The sequence below is a fragment of the Ruegeria sp. CG4 genome, from assembly GCF_056537185.1.
In genome coordinates this window covers 1198556-1211116 of record NZ_JBQFRB010000001.1, presented here as the reverse complement: position 1 = coordinate 1211116, position 12561 = coordinate 1198556, and the positions used below count along the sequence as shown (strand labels likewise).

The following is a 12561-nucleotide window of genomic DNA, read 5'->3' as shown; positions in this document are numbered from 1 at the left end:
ATGTCCTGTAACTAAGGAATTGAGCGTTGAGCATGTGATGCCAGATGGCCTTGGAGGCATCCTCACGTCTTGATTTCTTTGTGGGAATGCAACAGCCGATTTGGTTTTTCACTTGAAGGAGCGGAACACCTCGCTCTCGAACTCCGTAACCCACGGGTCAATCCCAAGACAGTGAAAAGAACGCAAAGTTAAGCTATTATGTCAGTATTATTGACGTATAAATGACGAGATTGACGGTTCTATGCCCCATGACGAGCAACAAGCTAAACGCGGCCCGGATGGCAAGTTCCTGCCCGGGCACAAACCGCCAAAGTCAACCGGCCGACCGCGGGGCGCAAATGGCATTAAAGAACGCGCAGCACGGCTTGCGGGCGAACGGCTTGAAGAGATGCTCGGGCGCGCCACTGACGTAATTTCCGGCGAGCTTGATAACGGCAATCCAACCGTAGCCCAATGGCTCGTTGATCGGGTTCGGCCTCCTACACGCTCTGACTTCGTTCAATTGGCTGACAGGAACAAATTGAGCTCAATTGAAGATATCCTCGTCGCTTCAGAGCGGACCACAACTGCAGCATCGCGGGGCGAAATCAGCTTGCAACAGGCAAGGCTTCTTCAGGATGTCCTGGGTCGTCAGGCCCAGCTCAAAGGGCTTGAAGAACTGTCCGCACTCCGTGCGGAGGTCGAGGAAATGCGACGTACGGATAGAACGACCGCCGCAATTGATAAGTCACTGCTACCAAAATGGGGCCGCCTGAGCGAGGAACAAAAATGAAGAGAGGGTCATGGACAGACAACGGAGGAATGGCTGGAACTCGCCTGCCCATTTCTGATAGCACCGCCATCAAGGCTGCACTAAAAGCCGCAATCGAAGCGGCTGATAGGTTAGAGATATCAATCCGGCATTCTGAAAAGATAGGTGCTCTGCCTCCAAACCTAATGTCTGGTCAGCGTGAACTCTACGAGGCAAGACGACTACTGGCTTCGGGTATCGCGCACCCAGGAGAAAAGCGTTATTAGCAACACTTGTACGAACTGAAGCAAGAAGACGCTTTTCCCGCTTCAGTAAAATTTTCCGCGAAGGAGACGTTCAAGCAAGTTGCAGCGAATGTCTGCTTCGAGCCCTAACCTGCTCGTGCTGCGACGTACATAAATGTCTGCTTCCGTGAAACTTACTAGAATGGCGCATTGTCAGCTTTATGCCTGCTGAGAATTGTCGTCATTGTATCGACAGCAAAAACACTCATCAAAAACCAACAGATTGACGACAGATCAAGGGAACCCCGCACGCATATAAACGATGATCTTCCAAATGTCTTCTTCGCTCAGCGCTTCCTTGAAGGCTGGCATGTCTGTTCCGAAGCGTTCGCCGCCCTCGGAAATTGCCCAAAGAAGGTACTCGTCCCCCGACATCGGCATCTGAACGAACCACCGTAGGAGAGCGGGAGAGGGCACGAGCGAACGTCCGGCTTCACCATCGCCCAAGCCCTCAGCTCCATGACAGCTTGCGCAGTTTTCCGTGTATAGCGTCTTGCCCTCCGAAACATTCTCGGGCGTTGCACGAATGGTGCTCCGAGCCCCGCGGTAGGCTGCGGGCACGTCCTCGTTCATATACGTCCAATGTCGTTGCATGCGCTGCTGCTGGCCAGGCCCCATATTGCCGTGCCCCCAACCACGCATGTGCTCAGACCTCATGTGGTTAGATCCCATTGGCCCGTGACCCCACCAATCTCCTCGTTGTTGTTGTGCGCAACCCACTGTAGCAATGGTGATAGACAGAACGCTCAAGGCAAGAGTGCGTAATCCAAGCTTCGTCATCTTCTCCTCCTTACTGTTTCCGCTCGATGAACGTCGCCTCAGGCCGCTTCGTAACTCTTGAACACCTCGGTGCTACCGTCCTTGAGGATCAAAAACACGTCGTAGGCCTCACGACGATCTTCCGGCCCCATCCCAGGGGAACCGTAGGGCATGTCAGGAACAGCAAGTCCAACAGCATTGGGTTGCTCCTCCAGCAGACGACGAATGTCGGCAACAGGCACATGCCCCTCGATCATATAGCCATCGATCTCGCCTGTGTGGCAGGACATCATTTCTTCGGGAATGCCGTTGTCCAATTTGTGGCGGACAAGCTGTGTTCCAAAGCTGCGCTCCTCGGTAACGCGAAAGCCTTCCTGCCGTAGGATGTCGATCCAAACCTGGCAACAGCCGCAGTTCGGATCCTTGAGAACATGGATGGAAGGCGTGTCTTGCGCAAACACGGCAAATGGTACTGTGCTGGCAAAGCCAGCGGCGTAAGTCAGTACTTGGCGGCGTTTCAGGTCCATAGTGAGAGCCCTTTGTATTTCCAACTCAATTGAGTCAATTTCGCATCATTCGAGATCAAAGGTCATGATCCACGTCAAACATGCTGATGTTCGCCAACTTCCCGGCGCTCGGCGAGCGCTTGGCGCACGATCTGGAAAGCAGAGGAAAGAAACAACGTTGCCATGACCGCCGCAACAATCAGGTCAGGCCAACCGCTAGCTGTGCCCCAGACGCCTAAAGCTGCAAACATAACGGCCACATTGCCAATGGCGTCATTACGCGAACATAGCCAGACAGAGCGCACATTTGCATCGCCGTCCTTGTAACGGACGAGCAAGAGAACACTTGCGAGATTGGTCATAAGAGCGAAAAAGCCAACGATGCCCATGATCTCGGCCTCCGGCACTCCGACATAGAACACCCGGTACACGGTCGATCCAAACACCCAAAGACCCATCAGCAGCAAGCTCACCCCTTTGGCCAGAGCGGCATTGGTGCGTGCACGGATTGAAGCCCCGATCACTGCCAGCGAGATACCGTAGGTCAAAGCATCCCCAAGGAAGTCTAGAGCGTCGGCCTGAAGTGCCTGAGACTTTGCATAGTGACCAGCAGTCATCTCGACGACGAACATCGCCGCGTTCAGAGCAATGACAATCCACAGCCGCCTTTTGTAGTCGTCTGATACCCCGTCGAATTTGGCGTTGTGTGCGCAACATCCTGACATTGGGAAGCCTTTTTGTATCTGTCGTAACCATAGTGTAGTGTCTCTAGTTACTAGAGGTTCAAGAGGTATTTTCATGTTTTCTATCGGGGAGCTTTCCAAGCGCACGAAGGTCAAAGTTCCGACTATCCGCTACTATGAGGAGATGGGCCTACTTGCCGCACCAGAACGCACCGAAGGCGCCCAACGGCGCTACGATATGGCAGGGCTGGAGCGTGTAAGTTTCATCAAACATGCGCGCGATCTTGGTTTCTCAATTGAAGCGATCTCCGAATTGATTGTGCTTCAAGGCCACCCGGATTGTTCATGCCAAGCCGCGACGGACATCGCCGTCTCACAACTTTCCGAAGTAAGAGCAAAGATCAAACGACTACGGGCACTTGAAAAAGAGCTAATTCGGATTTCGAAGGGCTGTGATAACGAGGGGGGGTCAGAGAACTGCTATGTACTCGCGTCTCTTGCCGATCATAAACTGTGTCACCACGATCACTAAACTATGAGCGGACATTGCTTTAGTCGCTGCGAAAGACTGTTTTGTCCCGCAAAGCGGACGATCATGCCTGGTGCAGCGAACGACTGCTTCGAGCCCAAAGGCGACATTGGAGATGCGTGCGGCATTGGTGCCGAAGGGGCGGAGAGTAGTTACCATATACATGTGCGCGTAGACTTCCACAGTTTGACGTGGAAGCGGACATTTAGATTGCGATTACCTCGAAACTATTTCTGCATTGCAGCATTTTGGGCTTGACTCAAAGGTATTCTACACTCAGGCAGATGCGAAGGTCGGATTTTTCGCCCTTCTGAAGCCTAACACGCTGAATTCCAGAGTGTCTGCCGTCAACGTTTGCCATCCCAATCTAGGTGTTCGTACTAAAGCAGGCATCAGCGATAGTGCAACCTCCCGTACTTAAAATGCAATGCCAACCAAAGCGAATCCGCCGAAGTAGGCTATTGAAAAGGCCAATAGATAGACCGACACGGAGTATGGCGTTAAGCTTCTGAATGAGCCGATCTACATTGGCCAATTATGTGTTTTTCGAGGGTGTTATTGGATGGTTCAGACTGACGGACCTCGCACGGCCGAAATGCGTCGGCTTGCAGTTATCGCATTCGCGGACGTTGCAGGGTTTTCGCGTCTTGTCGCAGAAAACGACATTCGCGCCGGCAATAAATGGAAAACGCTAAAAGAAAATGTTTTGCTGCCCTTACTAAAACGACATGGCGGAAGGTTAGTTGAAACCGCCGGAGATGCAATCCTTGTCGAGTTTTCAAGTGTTGTCGCGGCCCTAAAGTGGGCGGTGGATGCACAGAATACCCCGCAACCCACGGCTGATATGGATGCGGGCAATGAAAGTCATTTGCAATTGCGGATTGCAGTAAATGTCGAAGATGTCTTAGTGCAAGATGGGAACATACTGGGCGACGGCGTAAACATTGCATCGCGTATTCATGATGCAGCGGCCCCCGGTCAAATCATAACTACTGGCATCGTACGGGAATTGGCCGCCAACAAAGCCAATGTCAGCTTCAAAGATATCGGGACTCCCCGGCTTAAGAATATCAAACGCATTGTGCACTTGTTTCAGGTGGTTCCTTCTGATGCAGCGTCCGAAGAAGAGACGCGGTTGCACCAACCCTTTATCGAGTGGACCTCCCGCCCCACCGTTGCAGTTCTGCCTTTTCGCGCGTCATCGGGCCATGAAATGGAAGAGTATTTTGGGTCTGGCATCACCGAAGACATCATCAATGGCCTGTCGCGCAGCCATGCCTTTCACGTCATCGCGCGCGCCTCGACTTTGCGATTTGCAAAGCGTTCGATGGACTTACAGGAAATTGCCTCGCTGCTAGGTGTTAACTACGTGATGGATGGCAGTGTGCGCCGGCAAGGCGATAAGCTGAGGATAACGGCGGAATTGGTCGACGTCGCCTTAAACCGATCGATTTGGTCCGAGACGTTCGACGGAAGCGCAGATGACCTGTTCGACTTCCAAGATACCATCGTAGCAGCAGTCGTTGGATCTTTTGAACCGCGCCTGAAAGCGCATGGTATCAAGCGCGTTCGAAATCGCTCGACGGAAAGCCTTGACGCATATGACTGCGTTCTCAAAGCGGCCTCGGAACTGTACCGGTTCACTGAGGACGGTTACCGGAACTCCGGAACCGCGCTGCGACGGGCGATGGAACTCGATCCTACATATGCGCAGGCCTACGCCTATTCTGCATGGCGACTGAATTACCTATTTGGCGAAGGGCACTCGGACGATCCTGAGCGGGACAAAAAACTGGCCATTGAACATGCTCAGTATTCAATTGCACTTGATCCCGAAGACTCGTTTTGCCAGGTCGTGGCGGGTCATTTGACAAGTCTGCTCAAAGGAAAACCCCATCAAGCACTGTCCATGTTCGATTTGGCTTTATCGCTGGATCAAAACAACGCTTTGGGCTGGGCCTGGAGTGGGGTTACTCTGTCCTACCTTGGCCGCGGTGAGGACGCGATACACAGGTTTCAAAATGCCTTTAAGCTCAGTCCTTTTGACACTTTGAATTTTACATGGTGGACCGGCGCCGGAATTGCGGAGTTTGTGTCTGAGAATTATGCCGAATCCATTTCTTGGTTGGAAAAGGCTCGGCACGTAAATCCGCGCTTCATTGCAACGTTGAGGATTTTGGCCGCAAGTCTCGCGATGAATGGGGAAGAAGATAAAGCTCGGGAAGTTGGTAAAGAGTTATTGAGTCTCGACGAAAAATTCTCGGTCGATCGTTTTGTTTCATGGTACCCTTTCTCTCATAGCGAACACAAACGGGCTTTGAAAAGTGGGCTCTTGATCGCGGGCTTGCCGCGCTGACTGATTTTTTCACGGGCAATTTTTTTCCGTAACAAATTCCAGGGAGACTTCAGATGACATCGGACATGAATACAGGAAACGGCATGGGCCGAGGTATGGGCATGGGCATGGGCCGAGGCATGGGTATGGGTCGAGGCATGGGTATGGGCATGGGCCGAGGCATGGGTATGGGAACCGGCATGGGCATGGGTATGGGAACCGGCATGGGTATGGGTATGGGAACCGGCATGGGTATGGGAACCGATTCCAATGTGGGTGAAATCCCGGTCGGCGCAGATGGGGGCATCGGTTTCATCCGCAGCTACTACGCAACCCCTATCGAACTTGCGCTATTGCCATGGGCGCTCAACTTTACCCCCGACAATGCTGGCAACCCTTCTTTTCCGCTGGACTACATCATCAGTCCTTATCAGCCGGGTAAGCCCCTGCTGGAATGGACGACCCAAGACTGGGACCCCGCTCTGCGCTTCTGGACCTTGCCATTCGACGAGCACCTGACGGAATGGTTGCGGGCGGCAGACCGGTCCGAACCCGGCACGCTTGCCGCTCTCGAGTTTGCAGGGCAGGCGGCCAAGTGGAACCCGCTGGTTGGGTTCAATCCGGAGCCAACCGGAGCCGGGCACAAAAATTGGTTGGAAGACGATGATTTGACATGGATACCTGCGGGGAGTTCACAGGCACAAAAAAACGCAGCCTTTTCGATCATAAAAGGCGAATTGGAAACGTTGAAGCACTACATGGAGGATGACCGGCAAAGCTACCTTGTGGAGTCAGATATTCAGGCGGATGGCTTGCCCGACTATCTGGTTCATTTTCTTGGCATCAATTCTTTTGATCATCCCCATACGTTGCAACTGATCGATATCGGCCTCGCGATGGGGAATGTGGCCTACATGTCCTACAAAGCGCATTACAAACGGGTGCGTCCGTCGATCCTGCGTCCTGGCCTGACCGTTCCTTTCGGCCCGCCCGCACATCCGGCGTTTCCCAGTGGCCATTCCTTCCTTGCGCATTTCATATCATTGCTTCTGTGCGAAATTCCCGGCATCGCAGCGCGCTACGGCGTGCAGCCTAAAAACACAACCAAAGGAGATGGTCAGGTATTGCGCAAACCTGTGCGGGATGATCTGACAGGACGCAAGCAGATCAATTCGCCAATCTTCACTATCGCGCAACGCATCGCTGTCAACCGCGAGCGGATCGGGGTGCATTATCCCTCTGACAGCTACGCCAGCCGCCACTTGGCAGCGGCGATCTGGGAAGGCCTGATGAAACCGGTCGGTGATGCAGACCGGATTGATTGCCCGACACTGGATACGATTATCTCACATGCAACGAGCGAATGGCCGGACTCATGGTTTACGCCTGCACCCCCGCCCCCTTAATCAATAGGAGGCTGTAACAGCATCAGACCAAGGTTATTGTCACCCGCCACCAGATCGGTCAGCGCGCGTGGTCTCGTTGGTGGGTCTGCTTGGTCCGGGATTTCAGAGGCCAGCAAGGCCTGCGGATCCGAGTTGGCCAAATCGTCGTTGCAACTGCTCTCAAGCAGGATGACGAATGTTGTCTCTTCACTTTCTTGTTCCATCGCTACGGCGAAGTCGTCGGGAATATGAACTGATTGTGACAGTCCAGGTTCCACGCCTGGAACGGCAGGTAGCTTCGCAAAAGCGATCCAATTAATGTTGTTCGCAAGGTCCCAATGTGGTGCTGTCATGTTGCCGGTCACGATGCCGAGCCACATCCTCAAGCGCACTCCACCCGAAGGCTCGTGACCCCGGTTGCCCAGATTAAAGCCGTTTATTGGGTTGACCATCCATGCACGGTCTCCGGTCCAGTCGAGAGACACAGGTGCATAGCTGCCCGGACCGTAATGCAGGGTACCGCCAAGCAGGGTGTCTTGCGTTGGTCTGCCGTCCTGCAGGTAGACATCAACGGGCGCGGGCCGACCTGAGCCGTTTGTGGTTTGCTCGACATCTTCAACGAACATGCCTTGCGCTTCGAATGCCCAGCGTACGACTTTGTGCGAGACCCCGCCCGACCAGGAATCTCCGAGTGCCGGCGCAGGTGTGGTGTGGAGTGTCCCCGGCGCCGGTGCCGGAACATTCAGCGCGGTGCTCATCAACAGGCTCACGTCTTCCATGGCAAGTTCGAGCATTTCAGCTTTGGATGGAGATTGCGTAAAGGAGGCTGTCGCACGCACCAGAAGGAAAAGCGTCATGAAGGAGGCGCGATACCGGACGTAGCGATCCGGTTCCCCTCCGTGCTCCGTGTCGCCGCCCAGCGCGCGATAAAGGCGGAAAATACTGGAGGAAAGGATCTGTTCCGTCAGATACCCTTTTAGGGTTTCACAGCCTGTCGGCGGGGCGGCGATCACGGATCTGTTGAGGGTGCCGTACCACGCCCACCCCAGCAGCGGGGACCGGTCATGTCTGCGGGTCGTGAAAACAAACGGGTATGTGATGCCCCGAAACTGTGGATCAAGACCGTCTTTCGGATCACTCAGCCGCGAAAAGGGGTCACACCAAACCGCCGCCAGCGCATCTCCTGCGCTGTGCGCGAAATCGAACTCCAGTTTGCCGAGACGCGCGGCAATCAGATAGTGCCCCATTTCATGCAGCATCCAACGCCCACTGGATGCAATCCCAAGAGGCTCAGGCGGCAGAAATCGCTCGTCCGGATGTGACGACGCATCGAAATCAGGGTTCTCTGGCCGTGACCAGCGGTTGAGATTGGCCAGGGCCAGCCGGATTTGTATTTTTGGCTGAACACCTTGCGTGGCCTCCGCACAATCGAATGCAACCTGCGCATTGATCGTTCGACCGTCCCTTCCCGGGCCCGGGAAAATTCCGTATCGGTAGAAAATCTCGACCTTCTTTTTTGCCCGCACCGCATAAAGCTCCGGCGGCAACCCGACGGCTTCCATAAAGTGAAAGAAATCGAAGCTGTGGCAGTAGGCCATGATTGCCGAAAAGTCATCGCGGCGGGGCGCGGGTTTCTCGCCGCCCGGGAGATCAACAGTTTTAATGCCCGCGCCGGCGTCCTTATCTGCTTTCACGTAGCCCGGGCAGCGACGGACTTCGAAGCCGTCATCGGTCAGCTCCATGTCCTGTGCAGACCCGATGTCGCGGGCGATGCGGTACGCCTCAAGGACCTTGTCTTCGCGCGCAGGACGTCGCAGCGTATAATTGTAGCGTTGAACAGCTGCCGCAATCCAACCCGGCGGTGTTTTCACGAAAACCTCCGCTTGTCCCGGGGTCGCAGCATGCGTCACGAGCGGGTGCACCTCGGTCGATAGCGGCATGTCTTCAGGCCTCAAAGGAAACGAAATCGCAAAATCGGAAACTATTTGATAGCTTTGAGGCATGGGGTAGCCTGGCCGCACATTGTATCGTGGCGGGTCCAGAGGGGCTGACATGGCTTTCGAGGACAAGCTAAATCGAAATACCTCGGTCGCGCTGGTCCCATCTGGAGATTTGGGCAAGTGAAGTTGTTCCGCGTTCATTGTGTTTTGGTCAACAAACGCATCTTGGGCACTGCGCGCCGTGAGGTCACCCAGAATCGACTGAAACGAGCTGACGTCGTCACGAGATAAAAGTGTTTTGATGAATGCTTTTTCGTCTGCGCTGCCGTTCACCAAAAGTTCGCTGGCGCTGGTATAGCCTTCCTCAGGGCGCTCAACGGTGACAGACCGGACAATGACGCGGATATTGCCATCGGGCTGGCGTTTCACCGACATCGGAACGCGCACTCCGAAAGAGTAAGACGCCACCTTGTCTTCCTCCGAATAGGTTTCGGCGGCCGTCATGATCACGAGGGCTGGCAGTCCGCCATCCGCTTGCCGCGACAGATTCCACGATGCAAGCGTCGGCGGATCGGCATCGGCTGTTGAGCCAATGTCAGGCCAGACGTCGAGCCAGCGAATAAGACCAGGCTCGGGAGCGGGGGGCGCCGGACCAAGCGCTTCATGCCAGCTGTCCGGCATCAAGGGAACAACATCGATCGTTTCCTCCGGACGGTCACGTAGCCTCCACTCCCGGCCTTCATCAGCGTCTTCAGGATCCAGCAGAACGCGAATTGCTTCTACATATCCTTGCACGACCGTTTTTAGTGCAACTTCCAAGTCTTCGTCATCGCTGACAACCGCGATGTAAGGCACGTTGTTGTGCGCAATCAGTCGCGATGGTCGCCCTGACCCTGGATACTCCTCTTCTTCGCGCAGCCAGTTTGGGGGCCATAAATCCGTTTGATACGCCTTGGGCGGCCAGTCGAATGTTGTAACTGTCAATTTGGGTATCCTGTCGACATTAGAAAAAGTAGCGGCGTTTGAAATTTTAAAACAGTAACACAATATGAACGCTCTGAATACTGTAGCAGGAGAACGTGGCTGCAACGGCTTTTGACGTGCACGGCCCTAAGATTGTCGGGATGCTTTCCCGCCGGATCAAACTGATACGCTCGCCATACGATAGTATCATCAACGGTCGAAAGACGTGTAAAGTTGAAACGGAGCTAGCTTGCAGCCGTATGAACAAAAAGAGCAGGTCAGAATTTTGCAAGTCATCGACATGATTTGCCGTTGCAGCGAACGTCGGCAAAGTGAGATGTAGCCGCAACCTTCACAGCGGTCTTGTGCTGGCCTGCTATCTCAACTCGCTTCTTTATCAGTCCGTGGATTGTGTTCTGCATACCCGCATTATGGATTCGCGCGGGCGTTTTGTTGAGTTATGTTATTGGTGCGTTTGATACATAAGCCCGTAAATGCGGACAAAGCGGCTTTATGTTCCACCCACTAAGCGTCCGTTTTTGGTGCGGCGTTTAACAAGAACTGAAACCGGGGATGATTGCGAAGAGACTGGAAGTCTGGATCATTTCGCATCCAATCCCGTTGAACGGGGCCAAGGCTCGGATATACCTTCTCAAGACACTCCAAGGCTTTTTCAGTTTCACCGATTAATGCATAAACGCAGGCCACGTTATAACCGTCGGTCGAATAGCTGTGGGTTTCCATGGCAAGAGCTCGACTCAACCACGCGCGTGCCTCATCATACCTTCCCAAGCTGGCCAAAACGGACGCCGACAATTCGAGCGGATCAGGGTTATCAGGATTGCTTTCTACCGCCTCCGAAGCCCGCTTAAGGCCCATCTCAAGGTAAAGGTCACGTTCATCCAGACGTCCGAGTTCGACGAGGTCGGCAACAAGTAGGAGTGGCGACCGATAATCGTCCGGCTTGATTTCAAGAGCGCGTGTAAAATGATAGGCGCTTTGCTTATGATCCAGTTGCCCTCGGTGATAACGAGCAAAGTTATGATGCGCATCATAACAAAGCGGATCAAGCGACAGCGCCCTGCGATAAGCCACAACCGCGGCTTCATTCTTCCCGACAATCTGCAATGCCAGTCCAAGGGAGGCATGCGCTTCTGCTAAGTTAGGATCGAGATTGATGGCACGTTGAGCCATGCTGACAATGTCTTCTGACGGAAAATCTGTGCCATGCCAATCGTTAAGCCTTGCTTCGCATTCAGCCAACCCCACGTAAGCGCGGGCGTAGTCAGGATCTTGCTGCACTGCTTCAAGGAAAAGCGTACGCGCCTTTTCAAGATAGTTTCTGGCACGCATGTGAAAGTAGCGTCGCCCCTTAAGGTAAAGAGTGTAGGCGTCTACACTTTCCGTGTGCGCCTTTTCGGCGATATCAGAGTCAAAAAGCCTAACCTGCAACTGATCAATGATTTTATTGGTTATTTCGTCCTGAAGTGCGAAGATGTTAGACAGATCCCGGTCATAGCGTTCTGCCCAGAGATGCCCGCCAGTTACACCGTCGATCAATTGCGCTGTGATGCGTAGGCGGTTGCCCGATTTTCGAACACTGCCTTCAAGAATGTTGCGTACGCCTAGGTCTCGGGCGACATCCTGTAGTTTAGTTGGTCGGCCTTTGTAAGCAAAAGCTGAGTTTCGACCAACCACAAAGAGGCCTGAAAGCTTTGAAAGATCAGTGATTAAGTCTTCAGCGATACCATCAGCAAAATACTCCTGCTCAGGGTCACCACTCATGTTCTCAAAAGGAAGAACCGCGATTCTGGGATGACTGGAGGCGTTTGCTAATGCAGGCTGCATATCGCCGGTTTGAGATCGAACGTGAAAAACTGGAACGGCGCCATCGATGTTTTTTAGCAGTTGTTCGCCTGCGTCATCGAAAGTGATGCCAAGCTTGTTGCCCACCTGATCGCGAACCACTCCCGAAACAGCGATGCCACCTGGTTGAGCCAGCGCCTCAATGCGGGCCGCGATATTGACACCTTCGCCGAATATATCGCCGCCCTCAAAGAGCACGTCGCCCATGTTAATGCCGATACGAAAGTGGATCTGTCGATCTTTGGGAACGCCGACGTTTCGTTTGGCAATTGCCTCTTGAATGACAAGCGCGGATTCTAAAGCGCTAACAACGCTTGCAAACTCCGCAAGAACTCCATCCCCCATAAGCTTAACGATGCGTCCGCCAGCTTGGTTGATTGCTTCATCGAAAACGTTGGCGAGAATTTCTTGCATCTCTGCCAAAGTGGCAACCTCGTTTGCGCCCATCAAACGGCTGTAGCCGACTACGTCTGCGGCAAGAATGGCGGCTAGGCGTCTTTCCATTGGCACTTGTCAACTCCGATTGTCTCGAGCATATCACCGATATGATGATGAACGGC

At 53.7% G+C, this 12561-nt stretch carries 9 protein-coding genes; 4 read left to right on the top strand and 5 right to left on the bottom strand.

Annotation, left to right across the window (positions count from 1 at the left end; translation table 11 throughout):
- The first annotated feature begins 241 nt into the window (after positions 1-241).
- Complete coding sequence (locus ACR0J2_RS06050; RefSeq protein ID WP_480811970.1) at positions 242-772, top strand: hypothetical protein; 531 nt, start codon at positions 242-244, stop codon at positions 770-772.
- Positions 773-1269: 497 nt separating this feature from the next.
- Here ACR0J2_RS06050 and ACR0J2_RS06045 read toward each other — a convergent pair whose 3' ends face one another.
- The 3 genes from ACR0J2_RS06045 to ACR0J2_RS06035 form a co-directional block, all read right to left on the bottom strand.
- Positions 1270-1629 (bottom strand): cytochrome c, encoded by a 360-nt coding sequence (locus ACR0J2_RS06045; protein WP_170816208.1) that lies wholly within the window; start codon positions 1627-1629, stop codon positions 1270-1272.
- Positions 1630-1853: 224 nt separating this feature from the next.
- Positions 1854-2321, bottom strand: coding sequence for a DUF411 domain-containing protein (locus tag ACR0J2_RS06040; protein WP_171676673.1), 468 nt, complete (start codon positions 2319-2321; stop codon positions 1854-1856).
- Positions 2322-2395: 74 nt separating this feature from the next.
- Positions 2396-3025, bottom strand: coding sequence for a cation efflux transmembrane domain-containing protein (locus ACR0J2_RS06035; RefSeq protein WP_171676671.1), 630 nt, complete (start codon positions 3023-3025; stop codon positions 2396-2398).
- A gap of 73 nt (positions 3026-3098) precedes the next feature.
- On the opposite strand from ACR0J2_RS06035, the gene ACR0J2_RS06030 reads away from it, so the two are divergent.
- From ACR0J2_RS06030 to ACR0J2_RS06020, 3 genes are all read left to right on the top strand, one after another.
- Positions 3099-3515, top strand: coding sequence for a MerR family transcriptional regulator (locus ACR0J2_RS06030; protein WP_171676669.1), 417 nt, complete (start codon positions 3099-3101; stop codon positions 3513-3515).
- A gap of 559 nt (positions 3516-4074) precedes the next feature.
- Positions 4075-5868: an adenylate/guanylate cyclase domain-containing protein gene (locus ACR0J2_RS06025; RefSeq protein WP_480811969.1), complete on the top strand. Its 1794-nt coding sequence runs from the start codon at positions 4075-4077 to the stop codon at positions 5866-5868.
- A 53-nt stretch (positions 5869-5921) separates the two neighbouring features.
- A complete protein-coding gene (locus tag ACR0J2_RS06020; protein WP_480811968.1) occupies positions 5922-7253 on the top strand; it encodes a phosphatase PAP2 family protein in 1332 nt (443 codons plus the stop codon).
- Here ACR0J2_RS06020 and ACR0J2_RS06015 read toward each other — a convergent pair.
- Positions 7250-10156 carry a hypothetical protein gene (locus ACR0J2_RS06015; protein ID WP_480811967.1) on the bottom strand — a complete coding sequence of 969 codons (2907 nt, stop codon included), beginning with the start codon at positions 10154-10156 and terminating at the stop codon, positions 7250-7252. The two genes, ACR0J2_RS06020 and ACR0J2_RS06015, sit on opposite strands and share 4 nt — an antisense overlap.
- A gap of 504 nt (positions 10157-10660) precedes the next feature.
- Entirely contained in the window at positions 10661-12505 is a 1845-nt protein-coding gene (locus tag ACR0J2_RS06010; RefSeq protein WP_480811966.1) for a TPR end-of-group domain-containing protein, read from the bottom strand.
- Between the last annotated feature and the right edge of the window lie 56 nt (positions 12506-12561).